The sequence below is a fragment of the Hydrogenovibrio thermophilus genome (assembly GCF_004028275.1).
Taxonomy (GTDB): domain Bacteria; phylum Pseudomonadota; class Gammaproteobacteria; order Thiomicrospirales; family Thiomicrospiraceae; genus Hydrogenovibrio; species Hydrogenovibrio thermophilus.
The window spans coordinates 386,788-410,663 of record NZ_CP035033.1 but is presented as its reverse complement, the minus strand read 5'-3'; the positions used below and the strand labels follow the sequence as shown (position 1 = coordinate 410,663).

Genomic DNA, 23,876 nt, shown 5'->3' with positions numbered 1-23,876 from the left:
CTCCTTTCACTTTTTAACCGACATAAAAAAAGCCCGACCAAGGCCGGGCTTTCTCGGATTTGAATCCAGAGCGTCGATTACTTAACGCGCTGATCCAAAGAACCGCTTGCATAGCGAGCTTGCATTTCTTCCAGACCAAGAGACTTGATCTTATCGGCGTGACCGGCACAACCGAACGCTTCGAAACGCGCTTCACAGATACCCATCATGGCATCTTCAGCCGCTTTCAAGAACTTACGAGGGTCGAAGTTTGATTTGTTTTCTTCCAGGTGACGACGTACCGCACCGGTAGAAGCCATACGCAAATCCGTATCGATGTTTACTTTACGCACACCGTATTTGATGCCTTCAACGATTGCATCCACTGGTACACCGTAAGTTTGGCCCATGTCACCACCGTAGTTGTTGATGATTTCCAACCACTCTTCCGGTACAGAAGAAGAACCGTGCATAACGATATGCGTGTCAGGGATGCGCTCGTGGATTTCTTTGATACGGTCGATACGTAGCACGTCATCGGAAGGCTTAGACGTAAACTTGTAAGCACCGTGAGACGTACCAACAGCAACCGCTAGACAGTCAACATTGGTTTCTTTAACGAACTGTGCCGCTTCTTCCGGATCGGTCAACAAAGCGTCTGCGTCAAGCTTTTCATCGGAACCGTGACCGTCTTCTTCACCCATCATACCGGTTTCAAGAGACCCTAGGCACCCTAGCTCACCCTCAACGGTAACACCACCAGCGTGAGCCATTTTAACAACGGCCGCCGTGATGTCACGGTTATATTCATAAGACGCTGGAGTCTTCATGTCAGACATCAAAGAACCGTCCATCATAACGGAAGTGAAGCCAGACTGAATCGCGCGCAAACAAACACCTTCATCAGAACCGTGATCCTGGTGCATAACAACCGGAATATGCGGGAACATTTCAACCGCACCTTCAATCAGGTGGCGCAACATTGGCTCACCGGCATACTTACGCGCACCCGCAGAACCTTGCAGGATAACTGGCGAGTTACATTTGTCCGCCGCACGCATGATTGCACGTACTTGTTCCATGTTGTTTACGTTAAACGCCGGCATACCGAAGTTGTTTTCTGCCGCGTAGTCCATTAGTTCACGAAGTGTAATCATCGCCATGTGCGAGACTCCTCTATTAGTTTAAAAAATCAATCGATGTATTCTAACAAGCTTTCTTTTCTTTAAAAAGCTTAATAAAGTTTTGGTTTTTAACGTTTTCTATTGTTTTATGTTATGGAATTTTAACGATTTCCATCTGGTTGGTGCCGCCCATCAATCCACGGGATTGACCACGGGTCACGATAATCAAATCACCCGTTTTCGCCACACCTTTCTGCTTCAACTCATCCAGAATTTCGTTTTTGACTTCATCATCCGACAAGTCGCTGTAATCGACACTGGTCGGATAAACGCCGCGGTAAAGCGTCACTTTACGGCGTGTTTCCAAGTGCGGCGTCAAGGCAATGATCGGAATCCCGGAACTGATGCGAGACATCAGCAACGGTGTATTACCGGATTCGGTCAAGGCCGCGATGCACTTCACGCCGAAATGGTTCGCCGCATACATCGCCGCCATGGCGATGGTCTCGTCAATCGCCGTAAAGGATTCATCGATACGGTGCGTTGACTCACGCGCACTGCGTGATTTCTCGGCTTCATGCGCGATGTCCGACATGGTTTTGATGACCAGACTTGGCGAATGCCCTGTCGCCGTCTCACCCGACAACATGACCGCATCGGTTCCGTCCATGACCGCGTTCGCGACGTCGAAGACTTCCGCACGCGTCGGAATCGCGTTTTCGATCATGGTTTCCATCATCTGCGTCGCTGTGATGGTAATACGGTTCAACTGACGGGCGCGCTTGATCATTTTCTTCTGCAGAGCCGGCAATTGAGCGTCACCGACTTCGACACCCAAGTCGCCACGAGCGATCATGATGACGTCGGAAGCCAGAATAATGCTGTCCAAGGTGAAGTCGTCATTGACGGCTTCGGCGCGCTCGACTTTCGAGACAATACTGCACACTAAACCGGCTTTTTCCGCCAGGGAACGGCAATACTCGACATCTTCAGCACTTCTCGGGAAGGACAGTGCCAAATAATCACATTGGATTTCAGCGGCCGTCAAAATGTCTTCTTTATCTTTTTCGGTCAGGGCCGACGCAGACAAACCACCGCCCAATAGGTTAATGCCTTTGTTGTTCGACAGCTTACCGCCCACAACAACAACACAATTAACACGTTCGCCTTCGACGCTTTCCACGTCCAGCACCACACGTCCGTCGTCCAGCAATAAGCGGTCGCCGGCTTTGACGTCGTATGGCAGGCTTTTGTATGTCAAGCCGACTTCTTTCTGGTTACCGGCCATTGGGTCCACATCATTATCCAATGCAAACTTGTCGCCTGGCTCCAGGTAAATGCTGCCTTCGGAGAAACGTGCAATACGAATCTTCGGCCCTTGCAAATCCACCAAAACACCAACTTCTCGGTCCATTTTGGCGGACAATTCGCGGACTTTTTTAGCGCGCTGAATGTGATCTTCGGCGTTGCCGTGCGACATATTGATGCGCACAACGTCCACGCCGCACTGGATCATACGCTCCAGTTCACCTTCACGATCCGTAGCCGGCCCTAAGGTCGCAACGATTTTTGTTCTTCTTAAACTCGATGCCATAAACTTTTTCATCCCTCAAACGGTCTCATTGCGGTTCGACAGAAAGCAAGATGACTCGCGAAATAAACTTCCCTGATCGGGAATCGTTCCCGAATCGAAATTCATTTACCGAGGCATCCTCTCACCTTTCAATTACGAAACGTCAATGAATGGTTAATATTAAGTAACATAAAAAGGCCAAGCGGCTTTGCTTGGCCTAAAAGATTTTCGGCTTATTTTTGCGCCGCTTTTTCCAACATTTCAACAGCCGGTAGTTTCTTGCCTTCCAAGAACTCTAGGAAAGCACCGCCGCCGGTTGAGATATAAGAGACTTTATCCGCGATGTCATACTTGTCGATTGCCGCCAAGGTATCACCACCACCCGCGATGGAGAACGCTGACGATTCGGCAATCGCCATGGAAATCGCTTTGGTGCCTTCACCGAACTGATCGAATTCAAAGACACCAACCGGGCCGTTCCAAACAACCGTACCGGCGTTTTTGATGATGTTCGCCAATTCAGCCGCTGAATCCGGGCCGATATCGAAAATCATGTCGTCGTCGGCGACATCCGCAACCGCTTTGGTTTCGGCCGCAGCCGATTCGGAGAATTCTTTCCCGCAAACCACGTCAGAAGCTAAAGGAATGGCCGCGCCACGCCCTTCCATGATTTCGTTCAATTTTTTACAGGTCGGGACCAAGTCGCTTTCAGACAAAGACTTACCAACATTGTAGCCAGCCGCTTCGATGAAGGTATTGGCGATACCGCCACCCACTACCAATTGGTCGACTTTTTCAGACAAAGATTCCAACACCGTCAACTTAGTGGATACTTTGGAACCACCCACGATCGCCACCATCGGACGAGCCGGGTTATTCAAAGCCTTACCAAGGGCGTCCAATTCGGCCGCCAACAAAGGACCGGCACATGCGGTACCGGCGAAAGCGCCCGCACCGTGTGTAGATGCTTGCGCACGGTGAGCCGTACCAAAAGCATCCATGACGTAAACGTCACACAAAGCCGCGTATTTTTGAGACAACGCTTCGTCGTTTTTCTTTTCACCGACATTGAAACGCACGTTTTCCAACAATACGACTTCGCCTTCCGCAATGTCAAAACCACCGTCCAGGTAGTCTTTAACCAAACGCACTTCTTTGCCTAGCTTTGCAGACAAGTCGGCCGCGACCGGTGCCAACGAAAACTCTTCCGCGTACTCACCTTCTGTCGGACGCCCCAAGTGAGACATCAACATGACTTTCGCACCGGCTTCCGCCGCCATTTTAATGGTTGGCAAAGAGGCACGGATACGTGCATCTGAGGTCACTTTCCCATCCTTAACCGGAACGTTCAAATCTTCACGGATCAATACTCGCTTTCCAGCCAAGTCCAAGTCAGACATTTTAATTACAGACATACTCAGTCCTTTTTTTAAAGTTTAAAAACACTTTTCACAATGGAAAAGCGCATTCGATTGTTAAAAATTCATTTTTCTTTTCGGCACTGAGCCAATACCGACAAGAAAAATCAATCAAAGACCGGGTCAAACAACCCGGCCTTTGCGATCACCGGAAACGCTTAGTGCGTTCCAACGTGCTCAACAACGCGCATCATGTTACAAGTGTAACCATACTCGTTGTCATACCAAGCCACGATCTTAACGAAGGTCGGATCCAAAGCGATACCGGCTTTCGCGTCGAAGATGGATGGGTGAGAGTCACCACGGAAGTCAGTCGAAACATTGGCTTCTTCGGTGTAACCCAGAACGCCTGCCAACTCACCTTCAGACGCTTTTTTCATCGCCGCACAGATGTCGTCGTAAGACGCTTCTTTTTCCAACTCAACCGTCAAGTCAACAACGGAAACGTCAGATGTCGGTACACGGAAAGCCATACCCGTCAACTTGCCGTTCAACGCTGGCAATACTTTACCAACCGCTTTCGCCGCACCGGTTGAAGATGGGATGATGTTCTCAAGGATACCGCGACCACCGCGCCAGTCTTTCATGGAAGGACCGTCAACGGTTTTCTGAGTGGCGGTCGCCGCGTGAACAGTCGACATCAAACCACGCTTGATACCGAAGTTGTCGTTCAATACCTTCGCAACCGGCGCCAAACCGTTTGTGGTACAAGAAGCGGCAGAAACAATCGCTTGACCCGCGTATTCGTTATGGTTAACACCGTAAACGAACATTGGCGTGTGATCTTTAGAAGGCGCAGACTGAACCACTTTCTTCGCACCCGCGTCGATGTGCGCTTGACACGTTTCTTCGGTCAGGAAGAAACCAGTACATTCGATGACCAGGTCGGCACCCACTTCGTCCCACTTAAGGTCAGCCGGGTTACGTTCAGCGGTGATGCGGATGGTTTTACCGTTCACAACCAAGTTACCGTCTTTCACTTCGACGTCACCGTCGAAACGACCGTGTACGGAATCGTACTTCAGCATGTATGCCAAATATTCAGGGTCCAACAAATCGTTGATGGCAACTACTTCAATGTTTTTGAAGTCTTTTGCAGCCGCACGAAACGCCATACGACCGATACGGCCAAAACCGTTAATACCAACTTTAACTGTCATTCTTATTTACTCCTAAAATACGCCAGACCCAACCGGTAAACCGGCCAGGCCTGGTAAAAAATGAAATGGGTTATTTACCAAGTACCTTGTTCGCCGTCGCCACCACGTTCTCAACAGTGAAGCCGAACTCCTTGAACAATTCACCGGCGGGTGCAGACTCACCGAAGGACTTCATGCAAACGCAATCACCGTCCAAGCCAACATACTTGTACCAAGACTCGGCCACACCGGCTTCGATCGCAACACGCTTAACGCCTGGGATCAATACGGAATCACGGTAGGCTTGATCCTGCTCATCAAAGGCATCGGTAGACGGCATGGAAACCACACGGACTTTCGCGTCCATCGCTTCAGCGGACTCAACCGCCAAACCAACTTCAGAACCGGTCGCGATGAAGATGATGTCCGGCGTACCGTCACAATCTTTCAGGATGTAACCACCCTTCTCGATGTTCTTCACTTGCTCGGCCGTACGTTCCATCGGCGTCAAGTTTTGACGAGAGAAGACCAAAGCTGTCGGTGCGTCACCGCGCATAACCGCCAGCTTCCACGCGACCGCAGACTCAACCGCGTCACACGCGCGCCAAGTTTGGAAGTTTGGAATCACACGCATGGTCGCCATTTGCTCGACCGGTTGGTGTGTCGGACCATCTTCACCCAAACCGATGGAATCGTGCGTAAAGACATAAATCGTACCGATTTTCATCAAGGCGGACATACGCAAAGCATTACGCATGAATTCCATGAACATGAAGAAAGTACCGCCGTAGACTTTGAAGCCGCCGTGCAGAACCATCCCGTTCATCATGTGTGCCATACCGAATTCACGCACACCCCAAGACAGGTAGTTACCGTTTGGATTCGCATGATTCACTTTCACCGTACCGGACCAGTTGGTCAGGTTAGATCCGGTCAAGTCAGCCGACCCGCCGAACATTTCCGGCAACAATGGCCCCATGGCTTCGATTGCGTTTTGAGACGCTTTACGAGAGGCGATATTTGGCATTTCGTCTTGTGTTTTCGCAATGAACTTATCCATTTCCATTTCAAAGTTCGCCGGCAATTCACCCGCCATACGACGTTCGAATTCCGCCGCCAACTCTGGGTATTCAGCGCGGTAAGCTTCAAACTTAGCGTTCCACTCGGCTTCGTCTTTCGCACCTTGCTCTTTATGATCCCAACCTTCGTAAACTTCTTCCGGAATCACAAACGGCTCGTATTCCCAGCCCAGGTTTTCACGCGTCAATTTGATTTCTTCGTCACCCAATGGAGCGCCGTGACAATCGTGGGTACCGCACAGGTTCGGAGAACCGAAACCGATTGTCGTACGTGTACAAATCAAAGAAGGCTTGTCGTTAACGGACTTGGCTTCACGGATCGCTTTATCAATCGCGTCGGCATCATGACCGTCAACGTCGCGAATGACGTGCCAGTCATACGATTCGAAACGTCCGGCAACGTCACGTTCCATCCAGTCGGAGATGTGACCATCGATGGAAATATCGTTGTCATCCCAGAAAGCGACCAATTTACCAAGACCCAAAGTACCGGCCATGGCCGCTGATTCATGAGACAGGCCTTCCATCAAACAACCGTCACCCATGAAGACATAAGTGTAGTGGTTAACGATGTCGTGGTTTTGTTTGTTGAATTGCGCCGCCAAAGTACGCTCGGCAATCGCCATACCAACCGCGTTGGTGATCCCTTGCCCCAACGGCCCGGTCGTGGTTTCGATACCGTCGGCATAACCGTATTCCGGGTGACCTGCGGTTTTCGCATGCAATTGACGGAACTGCTTGATGTCTTCCATTCCTAGGTCGAACCCAGTCAAATGCAACAACGAATAAATCAGCATGGAGCCGTGACCGTTCGACAAAACAAAACGATCGCGATCGGCCCAGTTTGCATTAGTCGGGTTGAATTTCATGTGGTCATTCCACAGGACTTCGGCGATATCAGCCATCCCCATCGGCGCGCCTGGGTGACCAGACTTGGCTTTTTGGACGGCATCCATGCTCAACACACGGATCGCATTGGCTAGTTCTCTACGAGTTGACATTGGCAACTTCCCTCAAGTTATAAAAATTCGGTGTCTTATCCACTTTAATTTTTTGGCCTTTTTGACCCATTTTGAAAGTGACAAGTGCAAAATTGGACGAACATTTTCTCTCAAAATGACAAAATCATCAAGTTTTCTTATCTTTCTATCGTGAAATAACCACTGGGAAAAATTGGATTTTTTCGCGATTATCCTGATGAAAATCAAATCGAAAACAGCGGTTCAAGCCGCTCGGGGTATATGATGCTTTTCATTTTCACGCATTATTTGAAGGTTTTATGAAAGGCAACGGCAGGATGAAATAAATTCCTCAAAATCTATGCTAGAATCGGAATGGCTTGACGTTTTCCCTTTCCAGACAAGGAGTTCGCTATGCCACTTAGACTGAAAGACCTCGTAAAAACGGCCAAAGCCAATATTGATGAAATCACTTGCGACCAGGTGGAAGACTACCAGGCGCAAGGTTACAAAACCCTCGATGTCCGCGAAGCGGCGGAATACCTCGACGGCACCATCCCCATGTCACTTCATATCCCCAGAGGCATTCTGGAACCCAAATGCGACATGTGCTTTGAAGGGCACGAATCGGAACTGTCGGATCTGAACCAGCCTTGGATCATTTTCTGCCAGGCCGGTGGACGCGGCGCACTGGCCGCTTACACCATGAAACAGATGGGCTATACAAATGTGATTAATCTCGCCGGCGGGTTCAATGCCTGGAAAGCCTTCGGCGGACCGATTGAAACCCCGCCGATCGAAGACGGCCTGATCCGTTGCGACCACCCTTGGAACCCGGGGTTCCAAGGCGAGTAACCCTGACCTTAGAAGGAGGTTATTTAGGCCGCTTCAGCGGCCTGCTTTCTGGCCTGTAACCGATCATGGAAATTTTCATACAGCGACAAGGTCGCCGGAATCACCAACAGAATCAATAAGGTCGAGAACATCAACCCGAAGGCAATGGACGCCGCCATCGGAATCAGGAACTGCGCCTGCAAGGAGGTTTCAAACAGCAACGGCGTCAAACCGGCAATGGTGGTCAAAGAGGTTAAGAATACCGCGCGCACCCGTTGCACCACCGCTTCTTCCAACGCCTGGTTAATCGCCATCCCTTCTTCACGAAGCCGTTTGTAGAAACTCACCAAGATAATGGAATCGTTGACCACGATGCCGGACAAACCGAAGAAACCGAACAACGACAGAATTGTCATATCGATACCCAGCACCCAATGCCCCATAATCGCACCGATCAAGCCGAACGGAATCGCCATCATCACCACCAACGGCCAGCCATAGGACGCAAACACCCAGGCCAGCACAATGTAAATGGTCGCCAAGCCAATCAGCAGCCCGATTTTCATATCGCCGATGGTTTCCGCCTGATTGGCGCTCTGACCTTCCAGTGAATAACTCAATCCGTATTGCGCCACCAACGCCTTCAAGGTCGTTTCCTGAAGCTGGGCCAAAATACGATTGGCGTTATTGACGCTCTTATCCACTTCCGCCTTGACGGTAATGGTCAAACGGCCGTCCACATGACGCACGGCATCAAAGCCTTGCTGGTTTTTCCATTTCGCCACCGAACTCAGCGGCACACTTTGCCCGTCCGGCGTCATCACCTGCATGCTGCCGAGCGTGGCCAGTTTGGCCTGTTCGTCGCGCGGATACTGCACCCGCACCTCCACTTCATCTTCGCCATCGGTGAAAATTTGTGCCAACCGCCCGGAAAACGCATCCGCCAGTTGCTGCCCAAGCGAGGCATAGGTAAAGCCCAACGCTTGACCTTGCGGCGTCAATTCATACACCAGCTGATCCCGCCCGTACGGCAAATCGTCCTTCACCCCCGATACACCGGGAATTTGCGACAACACCTGTTGTAAATCCAGAGACGCCTGTTTCAACACGCCCGGCTCCGCGCCCCACAAACGAATATCGATGTCGCTGCCAGGCGGTCCGTTACGTGGCGCTTCAATCGACAAAACGTCCAGGCCTGGGACTTTTCCGGCTTTTTCATGCCACATCTGGATGAACTCGGCATTTCGGGTTTCACGCTGGTCCGACTCCACCAGCTCGATATTAATGCCCCCGAAGTTGGCCCCGGTTTCCCCATTATTGGTTTCGTTATGATGCACCACCGCCGTTTTGACAATGCCCGGCTCAAGGTTTTTTTCGGTTTCCAGCAAGGCTTGATAAAGCTGATCAACGTAACGCGTCGTCACTTCCGGCGGCGTGCCCGCGACAAAACGCACATCCGCCAGCAAACGAGTCGATTCCGGCGACGGGAAAAACACAAAGGCAATTCGCCCTCCGGCCAAAAGACCGATGGCAAAAATCATCAACGCCAATGTCGACGCCAAGGTAATGGCACGGTGCGACAACACCCAACGCGTCAAACGACGGAACTGCACTTCCCGGAAATGATCGATGGCGTTGTCCAGCCGATAACGAACCGACCCCTCTTCCGGCGGCTTGATGTTTTTGAATGCATGGCGCAAATGCCCCGGCAACACTGCGAAACTCTCCAACAAAGACGCCATAATCACCGCGATAATGACCAGCGGAATCGCAAACAGAATGTTCCCGATTTCCGCCCCGATCAACATCAAAGGCACAAACGCCGCCACCGTGGTAATGGACGACGCCGTCACCGGCGCCAGCATCCGATGCGCGCCGCCTTCAGCCGCTTCCAGCGCCGGCTCGCCCATTTCATAATGGGCCAGCGCGTCTTCACCGACCACAATGGCATCATCGACAATAATCCCCAAGGCCATAATCAACGCGAACAGACTGATCATGTTGATGCTGCCGCCCAGCAGATACATAATCATCAGCGTCGCCATAAAGGAAATCGGAATCCCGACCGCCACCCAGAAGGCGACCCGACCGTTCATAAACAAATACAGAATCAGGATTACCAGAATCAAACCGCCCACACCGTTGTTCAACAACAGCATGATCCGCTCGTTCACCAGCGCCCATATTTCGTCATACACTTTCAATTGAATGCCGCTCGGCAAGGTCGGCTCGGTTTTCGCCAGCCAGTCCTGCATGATTTTCGAGGACTTCAACGTATCGCCGGATTCGGCGCGTTGCAGTTTCATCTCAATCGCCGGATGCCCCTCCACCATAATAATGGGCGCGTTCTTTTTCGGGCGGCGCTCGATATTGGCGATGTCGCCCAACAGCACATTCTGGGTATCGGACACCACCAACGGCAACCGTTCGAAGTCCACTTCATTGCGTCCCTGTTTGATGGCCCGCAAATCGCGCACACTGTCGTCGTCCCCCACCGAACCGGCCGGAAAATCACGACTCATGCCCGCCAACTGATTCGACACATCCTGCAACGTCAGGCCGTAATTCTCCAACGCCTGTTGCGGCACTTCCACCGCCATTTCCTCTTCCGGCATGCCGACGTAATCGACCTTATCAATGCCTTGATCCAGCAACTGACGCTCAAACTGCCGTGCCAAGTGACGCAATTCTTTCAAATCGCCGTTATCGCTGATCAACAACAAACGCGCCACCATCTCGTAACGAATCACCCGACTGATCATCGGGGTTTCGGAGTCCTGCGGCAGGTTCCGCAATTCATCGATCTTCTGCTTCACCTGATCGACCGCCTCGATCATATTGGTGCCTTCCTTGAACTTCAACGTAATCGACGAAATCCCCAGCGCTGAGGTGGACGTCATTTCATCCAGATTGTCGATATTGCGAATGACGCGCTCGATCGGATCGGTGATGGAAGTTTCCACATCCTCGGCATTCGCGCCCGGCCAAACCACCTTGACCGTGGCGTAATCGAGTTCGAAATTCGGGAAAAATTGCACATTGAGCTTCATCAGTGCCACCAAGCCCAACAGAATCATGACCATCATCATCAGATTGGGGGCCACTTTATGGCGGGCGAAAAGCCCGATGAAACCATGAGATTTAAACGACGTTTTTTCGGGATGATATCCCTCGTAATCTTGCGGGTGCTGGTCCGGACGAACAATGTGAGACATCTATTCCACCACCGATACTTTCAGGCCATTGACGGCATTCGGTAAATGCGTGGTGGCGACCTGAGCACCGTCCGGCAAATCGCCGCGCACCATCGCCCAAACCTGACCGTCCACCATGACTTCGCCGACGTTTTGAATGGTCACGCTTTTCAACTGCCCGTCAACGACGATGTAGACACGGTCCGCACCGTACAACGCAGAATAAGGCACCGCCATCACATTCGGCACCGGCTGACCGTACAGATTCACTTGCCACAAATCACCAGGCCTGGCGGTTTTGGCCGTGGCCGGTACCGCAAAAAAGGCATCCAATCCGCTTGGCGTCGCTTCCCCGGCCAAACGTTTCAACGGCAGTTTATAAGCATGACCATTGAGTTTCAGCTCCGCTGCCAACGTAACGCCGTCTTCGATGGCGTCGTAGACTTTATCCAACTGGAAGCCCGGAATCTTGGCCCGCAATTCCAGTGAATCCAAACCGTAGAAAGTGACCATTGCGGCATTGGCGGCGACTCGGTCGCCTTCCGCCACTGAGACTTTCGCTATCCGGCCATCGTAAGGCGCAATAACGTTGCCGCGCTCACGGTTGATTTCGGCCTGCGCCAAATTGGCCTTGGCCTTTTCCAGGCGCGCTTCCAACTGTGCCACTTTGGCTTTATTTTCTTCCACCGCCAATTGCGCCCCCACAACGGTGTATTCCTGTCGCACCATCGCCTCTTTGGAAGCATCCAATGTCGATTTGGACACCAAATCTTTTTTAATCAGTTGCCCGTTGCGCTTCACATCATCTTGTTTGATTTTCAAAACGCGCTTTTCCTTATCCAACCGCTTGCGATTCGCTTCATACAACAACCCCTGAATGCGCAATTCGGCTTCGGTATCCGCCACATCCGCCTTGGCAATTTGATACGGCAATTCAATATCGGCTTGCGCCAACGCCACCAAGGGGTCACCTTTTTGAAACGCCTGCCCTTCTTTCACCGGCAAGCTGGCAACCACACCGGCTACCGGTGCCGCCGCCGTCACCAACGCATTGGATTCCACGGTACCGTACAACGAAATCACCGGCGCCAGCGTCTCGGCCTGCACCGTCATCGCCGTCACCGGCCAGACTTTCTGCTGCACCTGCACCGGCGGTTGGGCCGGCTTGGTCATTTTTAAAATCGCAAATAAGGCGATTGCGCCCAGCACAATCAATAACGGCATCAACCCTTTTCGCATTGTTTTCAGTTTTTGTAATACCGCCATAGGGTCCTCTTTCATCCTCGACATTCACGCCCACCACACAGGGCTTGCCGGATTTCTTAAGCAAACAAGAGTCCAGATTATAATGTATCCATTTTGAAATACGTAACCCATGCGACATCGTCTCAATAAAAAATACTAATCACTAGTCATTCAAAAAATCGCGACGCCAGGGCTTGCACCCACTCTATATATAAATAGAATTTATTAAGAGATTATTATTTTCAATAACCTTATTTTTTATAGGAGAGATAGGTATGAAAAAGTCAGTACTCAGCATTGCATTGCTCACGGGAGTGGCTTTGACCGCTCAAGCCAACCAGCCTAGCGAAGCCGAAGCGCGCGGCCTGGTCAAAGATTACATGAGCCAGTTGAAACCGGCCCTGATGAAAAGCATGAAAGAAGGCGGCCCGGTGAACTCGATTGACGTCTGCCACACCAAAGCGCCACAAATCGCACATGACCTAACTCAGAAAAGCGGCTGGAAAATCAACCGTGTCAGCTTGAAGCCACGTGCCGTGAACGCCAAGCCGGACGCTTGGGAAAAAACCGTTCTGGAACGTTTTGACACCCAACTAGCGGAAGGCAAGCCGATTAAAGAAATGGAATTTTCACAAGTCATCATCATGAACGGTGAAAAACAATACCGTTACATGAAAGCCATCCCGACGGCGGCGGTCTGTTTGAACTGCCACGGCACGGACGTACAACCGGCCGTCAAAAAAGCCATCAGCGAATACTATCCGGACGATCAAGCGGTCGGCTACTCAAAAGGCCAAATCCGCGGTGCTTTCAGCTTCACCAAAGCGCTGTAACCGGCATTGCAAAACCGGCCAGGCCTGGTCGGTTTTCACTTTCAACCCCGTTTTTTACGATTTCGACTCCACTTCCCATTGATGATGCCCCGGCTTGTTTCGGAAGCTGACCGGCTCCTGATGAATCATCACATCGGCATTATCGAAATTGCGGCGTAGCTTTTCCGTCACCTCTTCGGCGATTTGATGCCCCATCCATAACGAAAGATGATCATCCAGCTCCAAATCCAACTGAATGAACACCGTCGGCCCCGAACGGAAAGTCCGTAAATCATTAAACCCGCGTACCTGCGGATGACTCAACACAATATCGCGAATTTCGTCGCGCATACTGTCCGGCAACTCGCGGTCCAACAACTGATTACCCGACGCCACCGCCAGCTTCACCGCTTGCCAACCGATCCAAAGCCCGATCAGCAACCCTAACGTCGCATCCACCCACAGCCAGGCCGACAGCAACAGGCCCACCATTACGGCGAAATTGGCCCCCAAATCGGACAGATAATGCAGCGAATCGGACTCAATGGCGGTGGAATGGGTTTTACGAATCACATAACGCTGGAACATCACCAGCGCCAACGTGAGCGCCATGGAAAACAACATCACCCAAACGCCCAAATCGGCTTCGCGCACCGCTTCCGGGAAAAACAACCGATCCAACGCGTGCAACACCAGGTACAAGGCCGAACCGGCAATGAACACACTTTGCGCCAGAGACGCCAAGGGTTCCGCTTTACCGTGCCCGAGCCGGTGTTCGTTGTCGGCCGGCATTTGTGCGACGTGCACCGCGAATAAAATCATCATCGAGGCCACCACATCCACGGCCGAATCCAGCATGGACGCCAAAACACCGACGGAACGGGTTTCCCACCAGGCAAACGCTTTTGTCACCAGCAATACCAACGCCACGAAAACCGACACATAGGTCGCGTAACGTGTGAGTCTCAATGCACTCAAGAAGTCATCCTCATACCGAAAAACCACCAGGCCTGGTGATTTTGAAACAATTCAACTGAAACAATCAAAACGAACAATAAAAATGATTATCAATTCAGACAGGAATCAGCTTACCGCATCTTGGTCGGAAATAAAATCCTGAATTAAGTGGTGTCTTTCCGCATCAATCGCCCGGCCGATGTCGGCGCCTTGCACACCGGTCGCGAGTATGGCTTGATTGTCAACCCGGTTGGCGGCCTGCGCCAACGCCAACCAAAATGGTTTCTGAGGATACGGTTTCTGCTCAAATCCCAAGCGTCCTTTGGCATCGGCTTCGCAAGCGGTCAACAGCTTTTCAAAGGTCGCCAAATCTTTCAAGGCCCCGCAAGCGGTCAAGGCTTTCAAATAGGTTTTTGGTTTCAAGGCAGGGTGACCGTCACTGTCCAGGCCTTTATGAATCAAACCATGGAATTCGGTCACTTTTTCCGCGAACTGCTGCTGCTTTTTCGGCACACGATACCGTTCACAAAAAGCTTTCACCAACGGCACGCCAGCCTGTTCATGGCCGTGGTGTTTCGGCCAAAGCGCCGGCGGCGTCACGCCTTTGCCCAAGTCGTGCAGCAAGGCCCCGAGACGGACTGACAAATCGTCCGACAGTTGAGCCGAGGCATCCAGCACCATCAAGGTATGAATCCACACATCGCCTTCCGGATGGTACTTCTCCGGCTGGGTCACGCCGTGCAAGGCGTTTAATTCCGGGAACAAAACCGCGGTCGCGTCAACGCTGTCCAACGTTTCGAAAAACACACTCGGCGTGTCGGTGTTTAAGGCTTTGACCACTTCTTGCCAGACCCGTTCCGGCGTCAAAGCAGACAATTCACCCGACGCTGACATGCGTTGCATCAGCTCCGCGGTTTCCGGCGCCAGTGTGAAATCGAAAGGTGCCAATTTGGCGGCAAACCGCGCCACACGCAACACCCGTAACGGATCTTCTTCAAAGGCATCCGACACATGACGCAACACCTTATCCTCTAAATCTTTCTGCCCGCCATAAGGATCGATAATCGTCCCGTCTGAATCCTGCGCCATCGCATTAATGGTCAAATCACGGCGAATTAAATCTTCATCCAGCGTCACCGTCGGGTCGTACGACATCTCAAAACCGTGATACCCTTGCCCCACTTTGCGCTCCATTCGGGCCAGAGCATATTCTTCTTTGGTTTTGGGGTGCAAAAACACCGGAAAATCCTTGCCGACCTGATCGAAACCTTGTGCTAGCATAGCCGACGGCGTCGCGCCCACCACCACCCAATCGTGGTCATAGACCGGAATACCGAGTAACGCATCTCGCACTGCCCCGCCGACTAGATAGGTTTCCATAGTGTCCTCATTACATTCAATCCTGCGCACATCATAAAACAAAAAAGCCGTCGAATGACGGCTTTTCTTGAAAGGGTTCAGAACCGGATTACAACAATTCGTCGGCGTCTCGACCGGCTTCCTGACGATAAAAGTGATAACGTTCACGCAAGTTACTCGGCGCGATATAAGGCGCCAGCGTATGGTCGACACTGGTCGGCATAAAGCCGAAACGCGTTTCGAAATCGTTTTCCGACGTTAAATCCGACTGCATCAGCTGCAACTGCACCTTGGACACGGAACGGAAAGGCGCCAAAGGCCCTAAGGTGCTCATAAAACGCGCATTCAAGGAACACATCGGCAAAACAATGGCATCTTCTTTCATCATCATGTCTCGCACCAGAACCGCCAAATCTTTCAGGGTCATGCGCTCTTCACCGACCAATTCGATTTTCGCACCGAACGCGGCTTTATCATCAATACACATGACCAACGCCTTGGCAAAATCCTTGACCGATAGCGGCTGCACCGCACGCCCGGCATTGGCGACCGGCAACACCGGCAACCATTCCAATTGCGCCTTGAAGCGGCTAGTGACTTCATCACCGTCGCCCAGCAACAGACCGGCACGCAAGATGGTCACTTTCGCCGATGCGATCGTATGCATAATCGCATCCGCTTCACCCAGCTTATACAACCAGTCATGACGGGCATTCCCTGCATCGGCGCCGATTTGGGAAAGCGACAGCACACGCTTCACGCCGGCGGACTCAACCGCTTTTTTGATTTGCTGATTGACCTGAACCAATTCCTTGTCGACCACGGCCTCGGTCTTAGCGGTCATGTCTGCGGTCAGATTGACCACAATATCCGCCCCTTTCAGAATGGCTTTTAAACCATCGGTCTGTAGCAAACTATCCAGTTGCACCAAACGGGTCTTTGGAAAAAGCAAAAACTCACGGAAACGCTCCGGACGTCGAACCACGACGGAAATCTCATAGCCGTTTTTTGATAATTCGTTCACAACGGAACGCCCGACAAAACCGGTCCCGCCCAGTACAACTACTTTATTGCCCGTCATAACCTTTCCCATTTTTAATTGATCGGAAGTGAAAACAGCCGGTAAGAATAAAGAAATTCCCCCTTGAGGTCAAGAATTTAACAACGGAACCTCTGATTGAGTCCGTTTGAAATTCTGCGTGACTTAAAGCCCGCTTATTCTAGGCGAGGCTCGCCGAACTTAGTCATTCTAAGGCCAAGAGGCACAACAACGAAGAAGAGGGCTTTAAGCCTCGCCCGAAGGGGCTTAGCCAAATTTCCGACTTCTGCGTTATCATTTTTCGAGGTATCCAGATGGCACTTCAAAATAATGCCTTGAAGGCGAAAAGTTGGCGTTGCCAGAATCCAAACGGACTCAACCAGAGGTTCCCTGAGAATCCAGCTCGCTTTAAAAGAAGATTTTGTTAAAATAGCGCGATTTTACAGTCACCCGTTTTCAATAAAGGACATGCCGATGTCATTAACCTTATCCGCTTTCAAAAGCCCGAAAAAAGAAGAACTTTATCTGTTCGTCCCCAAAGAAGACGGACTGGAAAAACTGCCGAACGAATTGCTGGTAATGTTTGGCGAACCCACCCATGTTATCGATTTTGAACTGACCGCCGAGCGTAAAATGGCTCGGGTGGATGCGGAAGAAGTGCGCCTGTCGATCGAAAGCAAAGGCTATTTCATGCAGATGCCACCGTCCGAAGTGGAAAAGATGGGTGACATGCCCGCGCCGCCGGAGCATCTCGACAATATTTTTTAAACCGGTTCACGACAACCAACCCCGCAATTCTCGACCATCCGTTTAAATACCCGATTGTTTCAGTCGGGTATTGATAATTCCGGTTTTCTCGTTAAAATAGAACGACACAACCTATTCGGTTTCTCTCGCGACATTTCTTCGCAGGGCGAACCGACATCACGTACGAATTTCAAACCGTTTCAACGATTAAACTTAAAGGAATGCAAATATGGCTTTCACTCTTCCAGATTTACCTTATGATTACGACGCTTTGGAAGTTTCCATCGATGCCCGTACCATGGAAATCCACCACACCAAACACCATAACACTTACATCACCAACCTGAACAACGCCATCGCCGGCACCGAAAACGAAGACAAGTCATTGGACGAATTGATCGCCAATGCCGGTTCGATTTCACCTGCGGTTCGTAACAACGGTGGTGGTCACTGGAACCACTCTTTCTTCTGGGAAGTAATGACCGGCGACAGCATGGGGGCGCCAAACGGCGCTTTGGCCGACGACATCAACGCCACTTTCGGCAGCTTGGACGCCATGAAAGAAAAATTCAACACCGCCGGTGCTACGCGCTTCGGCTCCGGTTGGGCTTGGTTGACGGTGTCTGCCGACGGCAAATTGGAAATCTCTTCCACACCAAACCAAGACAACCCGTTGATGGACGTTGCCGAAGTCAAAGGTACGCCAATCCTAGGTTTGGACGTTTGGGAACACGCTTACTACCTGCGTTACCAAAACCTGCGTCCGGCTTACATGCAAGCTTGGTGGGATGTGGTGAACTGGAATAAAGTTTCCGAGTTGTACACCGCCGCAAAAGCGTAATTCGACTCGCACTTTCTAAAAAGCCCCGCAACGCGGGGCTTTTTATTCTCTGCCACACACGTCATTGCACCTTTCTTCTACCCAAAACACACCACCTCATCACTCTCATAAGCTAAACGTTTTTTCTTTAATTCGACCAACCCTTCTCGCCAGCCTGTCATAAAAACTTAACATTACTTTTATTGTCTTCCTAATTTTTGGGAATATAATCCCAAATTATGAATGCAACAATACAACAAGCTTTGGTTAAAAGCGCCTCAAAAATTTTAAGACCTCTGGTTCGCATCATGCTCCGGAACGGGGTTTCTTGTGGTAGCTTTGAAGAAATCGTACGCAAAGCCTATGTGGACGAAGGCTTTAAACTTTCGAAAGAGACCCATAACAAAGCCACCGTATCCTCGGTTTCTGCAATCACAGGGCTGTCTCGTAAAGAGGTCAAACGGCTCAATGAACTCGAAGCCATCAACTACTCCGAAAACAATCAAAAATACAATCGCGCGATTCGGGTGTTAAGCGGATGGACCAATGACAAAGAATTTTTGTCTTCTTGTAATACCCCGCTTCCTTTGAGCATCGATGGAGATGGACACTCGTTCAACAGATTAGTTAAAAAATACAGTGGCGATATTACCCCTAAAGCCATGTATCAACTGTTGATGGATGCCGAATGCATAAAACAAACGGGCGATACCATTCACTTAATCAACCCGGCTTACGTGCCCGGCAGCGATTCGCCACAGATGATTGGCATTCTGGGCACCGATACGCAAGAGTTGATTGAAACAATCAATCACAACCTATCCTCTAAACACAATAACAAACGATTCCAACGAAAGGTTTCGAGTGCCGCTCTGGACAGTGAAGCCCTTCCACAATTTGAACAGTTGGCAAATGAAAAATCTCAAGCACTGCTTGAAGAGCTTGATCATTGGTTATCCCAACACGAAGCAAAACATGACGAAGACAGTCAATATGTCAGTCTTGGTATTTATTTTTATCAAAAAGATTCGAATGGAGAACTCCCATGAAAAAAAGATTAATGCTCGCCACACTTCCAACCGCCTTGGCATTGGCTCTTTACGGCTGTGGTGGTGGCAGCTCATCGGATAGCAGTTCGACCACTGCGGGCATCGGCGGAACCGGTTACGTTTCCTCCGGCACCATCACCGGGTTCGGAAGTGTCTTTGTCAATGGGGTCGAATTTGAAACGGATTCGTCCAGTTTTGACATTGAAGGCGTCTCTGGAACCCAGGGTGATTTAGCGATTGGCATGGTCGTTAAAGTCAACGGCAGCATCAATGCTGACGGTATCACCGGGACGGCAACCAGCATCAGCTACGACGACGACATTCAAGGACCCGTCTCGGGATTGACGTCTTTGTCCCCTGACCAAAAATCCTTTACCGTACTCGGCACAACCGTCATTGCGGACATCAACACAACGTCTTATGACGGCACCAACTTTGATTTCACCACGCTGGCCAACAATAACAATGTCGAAGTCAGCGGCTTCTATAATGCCAGCAATCAATTAATTGCGACACGCATTGAGCTCAAAGACGTGACCTTTGACAACACCAGTGAGGTAGAACTGAAAGGCACCATTACCGGCTTAACAGGCACCGCCTTTACACTTAACGGAGTTAACATCGATGCCTCTGCAGCGGAACTCAGCGACTTACCAAATGGTTTAACGGAAGGTGCCTATGTCGAAGCCAAAGGGACTTATAATGGCGTTGACACTATCATCGCCTCGAAAGTGGAAGGAAAAGACGACAGCATTGAAGATACCGATGAATTTGAAGTGGAAGGCTATGTGTCAGGCTATGCAGGGCTCGCCGACTTTAAAGTGAATCAAATTCCAGTGGACGCCAGCAACGCTACCTTGTCGCCGCCGAGCTTAACATTGGAAGACAACATGCAGGTCGAAGCCGAAGGCCAGGTTGTCAACGGCACTTTAATCGCCAGCGAGCTGAAACTGCGCAGCGGTGAAATCAAAATCAAAGCAACTGTCAGTGCGGTTGATGCCGCCAATAATACCTTCACCATCTCGCCGGTATCCGGCCAACCGGCCATTACCGTTCATGTCGGTACCGAAACGGAAATGGAAAACGATTTGTTGGATACCGACAGTTTCTCCGTAAACGATTTAAACCCAGCCACGGATTTTGTTGAAATCGAAGGCTATGACAATGGTGACGGCAACGTGTTCGCGACGGAAGTCAAAGTCAAGGAAGTCAGCGACATCGTTGTACAAGGGGTGATTGAAGCTGGGACAGGATCAGGCACCACTATCAAAGTGCTGGGGGTCGAATTCCAAATAAGCACCCCGGCTGAAACGTCTTTTGAAAACACCGATGGTACCAGCATGATCCAGACGGAGTTTTTCAATGCTGTCACGCTCGGTCAAAGCGTTGTCAAAATCGAGGATAAAGTAACGACGAATGGCACAGCCGACACCATCGAGATAGAGTCACTTTAAAACATTTTTTCTACCCACTAAAAAAGCCGCTTTAATGCGGCTTTTTTTATCTTTTAAAACATCGACAGGATCGGCTTGAGCATAGGCTATCTTATACAACAACACTCCAATCAAAACTTACCAGGCCTGGTGGATTTTCACTATCGGCATTCAAGCGTCATTCAGTCGATACGGCAAGGTTCTTTCAAAACCACCGTCATGTTCTCGTCCGACGGAATCGCCATCGGGAAACCGGCCGCTTGCCAACCGTCCATCCCGCCAACCAGATTGGTCACATTCTTAAAGCCCATTTCGGATAAAGTTTGAGTGGCCAACGCCGCGCGCCCGCCGGATTTACACACCACCAACCAAGCGTCGTCACGGTGGTCGCGCAACGCCGGATTCGCGCCCGGGTAATTCAAATCCGCCGCCGGTTCCAAAACGCCTCTCGGCACATTGATCGCGCCGTTAATCGCGCCCGCCAGGTATTCGCCCGGCTCACGCACGTCCAGGACCTTCACACCCTTTTCAACCAACGCACGACCGTCTTCCTGAGACACTTCTTGAATCACTTGCTTGGCCGCTTCGATATAATCCATCAAACTTTTCAATTGTTTTCTCCCAATGGTTCTTTAAGATTTAGTTTTCTATGAGAACTTTGCACGAGTGAGACGCGAGGAAAAAATGAGATAAAATTTTTAGCCGTGTATCCATCTCGTGCAAATCTCTCCTATAATGATTCACAGGCCCCATTTTAACTTGCATCCGACAAAAAATAAGGAAATATTATGGTCAGTTTAACCACACCAGTGTGCGATTTCGGACAACCGGCAATTGATTTCAACCTGCCCGGCGTGGACGGTCAGAACTGGACGCTGGAAAAAGCCAAAGGGCCGAACGGCCTGTTGGTGATGTTCATCTGCAACCACTGCCCTTATGTCAAAGCCATCCAGACGCGCTTGGCGAATGACGCCCGCATTCTGCGTGACGACTACGGCCTCAACAGCATCGCCATTATGTCGAACGACCCGACGGAATACGCTGAGGATTCTTTCGACAATATGAAACGCATCGCCGAAACATTCGATTTTCCGTTCCCGTATGTCATGGACGAAACGCAGGAAGTGGCCAAAGCCTATGGCGCGGTCTGCACCCCGGACTTTTTCGGTTACAACGCCGATCTGGGCTTACAGTACCGCGGTCGCCTGGATGCCTCGCGCAAGGAAACCGCGCCGGAAGACGTTAAGCGCGACCTGTTGGACGCGATGATTCAAGTCGCCGAAACCGGACAAGGCCCCGCCGAACAAATTCCCAGCATGGGCTGCTCGATCAAGTGGAAAGATTGATTTTCCGTTGATTCGGAAGCGTCAAATATGTATCAAGAACAGCTACCACCGTTCGCCTTATCTCAAGTAGTGGATTGCTTCTGGCAAGCGGAAATGCACACTCAGGCCCAGTTGATTGTGCCGGATGGTTGCCAAGACTGGGTTTTTGAACGTACGGAACACACGACCGACGCCTTTCTCATCGGCAGCATGACCGAGGCTCAAAGTGTTCGAGTGATTGGAAGCAAAACCTTCTTCGGCGTCCGCTTCCGTCCCGGTGCTTTGAGTTTATTGACAGCCATGCCCATGCAGCCGCTCACCAACCAGCGTTGCGACTTAAATGAACTGTTCCCATTTTCGAATTCTCTTAAAGCACAGCTTTCCACTCCGGAACTTGACTTACCCGCCTTTGCAGAGCGGCTTTCCACCGCGCTGTTAAACAGCACTTCTCGTTTAACCTCGGACAACCATCGTCGGCTGACCTATTTCGCCCAAGCCGCCGAAGGCAATATTCAACAGCTCGCTGACCATCTCCACATTTCGAGACGCCACTTCCACCGCCTGTTCACACATGCTTTCGGTTACTCACCACGCTTTTATGGCAAGGTGCAACGCTTCAATCGTTTGAATGAACGTTTACAACAGGGAGATGCTTTACTTGAAGCAACGCTGGAAGCCGGTTATTACGATCAAGCTCACATGAATCGAGACGTCAAGCAGCTGACCGGACTCACACCAAGAGATTGGTTAAACCAGACGTGAAATGATGACATGTCCCAAACGTACAATCCTTTCTTTTCGGGATGGCGTACACTCCATTTGAACTCAGCACAGGAGAGACACATGAAATTAAGCTATAGCATTTTGTACGTCGAAGACGTCAAACGGTCGATGGATTTTTATCAAAAAGCTTTCGGTATCGAACCGCGCTTTTTACACGAAGGCGGCGATTATGCCGAAATGGAAACCGGAGATACTACACTGGCTTTTTGCGCCCATGAGCTTGCCGAACAAATTATCAGACAACCTTATCAGCACGCTCACCCAAACCAGCCCATTGCCAGTCAGATTACTCTGGAACCGGATTCGGTCAAATCCGCTTTCGAGGCGGCGGTGGCCGCAGGTGCCACCATTCGTGCCGAACCGGAGGTCAAGCCGTGGAATTTCGAAGTCGCCATTCTGCAAGACCCGGACGGCCACTTGATTGAACTGGCCAAAGAACTTGCAAAGGGTTAAAAATACCTGAATCCAGGTTCCAACCGGAACGCAATTCGAGCCTGTCAAATGCCTTCGAGTGCCAACAGCCGTTTTTTCAACGGCAACCCCGAGCTGAAACCGGTCAGGGAGCCATCGGCGCCGATGACGCGGTGGCACGGCACAATCACCGGAATCGGGTTTTTGCCGTTGGCACCACCGACGGCTCGAACCGCTTTCGGGTTACCGATGGCAGCCGCGATGTCTTGATAAGAGCGTACTTCACCGAACGGAATCTCCGACAGGGCCTGCCAAACCCGCTTCTGAAAATCGGTTCCCTGCGGATTGAGCCGAACATCGAATCGTTGCAGTTTGCCTTCGGCATAAGCCTGTAATTGCTGCACCGCATCCGCTAGCCATTCATCGCTTTCGCGCCAATCTTCCAGTGGTGCAAACGGGGTTTCGTCCGCTTTCAAATGCAATTCTCGAATGCCTTGCGAATCACCAATCAAACGCATCCGTCCCACCGCGGTATCAAACGTAATATAGTTCATGTTCATCTCTCCAAATAAAGAGGCTTTTACAGAATAAACTCTA

Annotated in this window: 21 protein-coding genes; 9 read left to right on the top strand and 12 right to left on the bottom strand. The window is 50.8% G+C overall.

Translation table 11 applies throughout. From position 1 onward, the window contains the following. Window positions 1-77 precede the first annotated feature (77 nt). From fba to tkt, 5 genes are all read right to left on the bottom strand, one after another. Window positions 78-1,142 (bottom strand): class II fructose-bisphosphate aldolase, encoded by a 1,065-nt coding sequence (gene fba / locus EPV75_RS01810; protein WP_127120191.1) that lies wholly within the window; start codon window positions 1,140-1,142, stop codon window positions 78-80. Window positions 1,143-1,254: 112 nt separating this feature from the next. After that, entirely contained in the window at window positions 1,255-2,697 is a 1,443-nt protein-coding gene (gene pyk / locus EPV75_RS01805; RefSeq protein WP_029939541.1) for a pyruvate kinase, read from the bottom strand. A gap of 212 nt (window positions 2,698-2,909) precedes the next feature. Continuing rightward, complete coding sequence (locus EPV75_RS01800; protein ID WP_029939540.1) at window positions 2,910-4,091, bottom strand: phosphoglycerate kinase; 1,182 nt, start codon at window positions 4,089-4,091, stop codon at window positions 2,910-2,912. A 161-nt stretch (window positions 4,092-4,252) separates the two neighbouring features. Further along, entirely contained in the window at window positions 4,253-5,254 is a 1,002-nt protein-coding gene (gap, locus tag EPV75_RS01795; protein ID WP_029939539.1) for a type I glyceraldehyde-3-phosphate dehydrogenase, read from the bottom strand. A gap of 70 nt (window positions 5,255-5,324) precedes the next feature. Beyond that, window positions 5,325-7,313, bottom strand: coding sequence for a transketolase (gene tkt, locus EPV75_RS01790; protein ID WP_127120192.1), 1,989 nt, complete (start codon window positions 7,311-7,313; stop codon window positions 5,325-5,327). Between the two features lie 372 nt (window positions 7,314-7,685). Between tkt and EPV75_RS01785 the strand changes: the two genes are divergently transcribed. Then, window positions 7,686-8,126, top strand: coding sequence for a rhodanese-like domain-containing protein (locus EPV75_RS01785; protein WP_127120193.1), 441 nt, complete (start codon window positions 7,686-7,688; stop codon window positions 8,124-8,126). Window positions 8,127-8,149: 23 nt separating this feature from the next. On the opposite strand, the gene EPV75_RS01780 is transcribed toward EPV75_RS01785, so the two are convergent. Further along, window positions 8,150-11,320 carry an efflux RND transporter permease subunit gene (locus EPV75_RS01780; RefSeq protein WP_128384282.1) on the bottom strand — a complete coding sequence of 1,057 codons (3,171 nt, stop codon included), beginning with the start codon at window positions 11,318-11,320 and terminating at the stop codon, window positions 8,150-8,152. After that, complete coding sequence (locus EPV75_RS01775; RefSeq protein WP_128384281.1) at window positions 11,321-12,565, bottom strand: efflux RND transporter periplasmic adaptor subunit; 1,245 nt, start codon at window positions 12,563-12,565, stop codon at window positions 11,321-11,323. Between the two features lie 254 nt (window positions 12,566-12,819). Between EPV75_RS01775 and EPV75_RS01770 the strand changes: the two genes are divergently transcribed. Beyond that, window positions 12,820-13,377, top strand: a complete 558-nt coding sequence (locus tag EPV75_RS01770) for a Tll0287-like domain-containing protein (protein ID WP_127120196.1) — start codon at window positions 12,820-12,822, stop codon at window positions 13,375-13,377. A gap of 54 nt (window positions 13,378-13,431) precedes the next feature. On the opposite strand, the gene EPV75_RS01765 is transcribed toward EPV75_RS01770, so the two are convergent. From EPV75_RS01765 to EPV75_RS01755, 3 genes are all read right to left on the bottom strand, one after another. After that, on the bottom strand, window positions 13,432-14,334 hold the full coding sequence (locus EPV75_RS01765; RefSeq protein WP_127120197.1) for a cation diffusion facilitator family transporter: 903 nt from the start codon (window positions 14,332-14,334) through the stop codon (window positions 13,432-13,434). 105 nt (window positions 14,335-14,439) lie between these two features. Then, window positions 14,440-15,693: a multifunctional CCA addition/repair protein gene (locus EPV75_RS01760; protein ID WP_128384280.1), complete on the bottom strand. Its 1,254-nt coding sequence runs from the start codon at window positions 15,691-15,693 to the stop codon at window positions 14,440-14,442. Between the two features lie 88 nt (window positions 15,694-15,781). Beyond that, complete coding sequence (locus tag EPV75_RS01755; RefSeq protein ID WP_128384279.1) at window positions 15,782-16,753, bottom strand: NAD(P)H-binding protein; 972 nt, start codon at window positions 16,751-16,753, stop codon at window positions 15,782-15,784. A gap of 432 nt (window positions 16,754-17,185) precedes the next feature. Between EPV75_RS01755 and EPV75_RS01750 the strand changes: the two genes are divergently transcribed. The 4 genes from EPV75_RS01750 to EPV75_RS01735 all read left to right on the top strand — a co-directional run bounded on the left by EPV75_RS01750 (window position 17,186) and on the right by EPV75_RS01735 (window position 20,781). Then, window positions 17,186-17,479, top strand: coding sequence for a YcgL domain-containing protein (locus EPV75_RS01750; protein WP_127120200.1), 294 nt, complete (start codon window positions 17,186-17,188; stop codon window positions 17,477-17,479). 208 nt (window positions 17,480-17,687) lie between these two features. Then, on the top strand, window positions 17,688-18,299 hold the full coding sequence (locus EPV75_RS01745) for a superoxide dismutase (RefSeq protein WP_128384278.1): 612 nt from the start codon (window positions 17,688-17,690) through the stop codon (window positions 18,297-18,299). Window positions 18,300-18,517: 218 nt separating this feature from the next. Next, window positions 18,518-19,327, top strand: a complete 810-nt coding sequence (locus tag EPV75_RS01740) for a DUF6502 family protein (RefSeq protein WP_128384277.1) — start codon at window positions 18,518-18,520, stop codon at window positions 19,325-19,327. Further along, a complete protein-coding gene (locus tag EPV75_RS01735) occupies window positions 19,324-20,781 on the top strand; it encodes a DUF5666 domain-containing protein (RefSeq protein WP_128384276.1) in 1,458 nt (485 codons plus the stop codon). The genes EPV75_RS01740 and EPV75_RS01735 overlap by 4 nt, the downstream gene beginning before the upstream one ends. Before the next feature lie 161 nt (window positions 20,782-20,942). Here the strand turns inward: EPV75_RS01735 and EPV75_RS01730 are convergent, their stop codons facing one another. After that, on the bottom strand, window positions 20,943-21,359 hold the full coding sequence (locus tag EPV75_RS01730; RefSeq protein WP_128384275.1) for a rhodanese-like domain-containing protein: 417 nt from the start codon (window positions 21,357-21,359) through the stop codon (window positions 20,943-20,945). A 189-nt stretch (window positions 21,360-21,548) separates the two neighbouring features. Here EPV75_RS01730 and EPV75_RS01725 point away from each other — a divergent pair, with 189 nt between their 5' ends. The 3 genes from EPV75_RS01725 to EPV75_RS01715 all read left to right on the top strand — a co-directional run bounded on the left by EPV75_RS01725 (window position 21,549) and on the right by EPV75_RS01715 (window position 23,321). After that, complete coding sequence (locus EPV75_RS01725) at window positions 21,549-22,106, top strand: thioredoxin family protein (RefSeq protein WP_029939525.1); 558 nt, start codon at window positions 21,549-21,551, stop codon at window positions 22,104-22,106. A 27-nt stretch (window positions 22,107-22,133) separates the two neighbouring features. Then, window positions 22,134-22,847 (top strand): helix-turn-helix domain-containing protein, encoded by a 714-nt coding sequence (locus tag EPV75_RS01720; RefSeq protein WP_128384274.1) that lies wholly within the window; start codon window positions 22,134-22,136, stop codon window positions 22,845-22,847. Between the two features lie 81 nt (window positions 22,848-22,928). Further along, window positions 22,929-23,321, top strand: a complete 393-nt coding sequence (locus EPV75_RS01715) for a VOC family protein (protein ID WP_127120205.1) — start codon at window positions 22,929-22,931, stop codon at window positions 23,319-23,321. A gap of 44 nt (window positions 23,322-23,365) precedes the next feature. On the opposite strand, the gene EPV75_RS01710 is transcribed toward EPV75_RS01715, so the two are convergent. Further along, window positions 23,366-23,833: a methylated-DNA--[protein]-cysteine S-methyltransferase gene (locus EPV75_RS01710; RefSeq protein ID WP_128384273.1), complete on the bottom strand. Its 468-nt coding sequence runs from the start codon at window positions 23,831-23,833 to the stop codon at window positions 23,366-23,368. Window positions 23,834-23,876 lie beyond the last annotated feature (43 nt).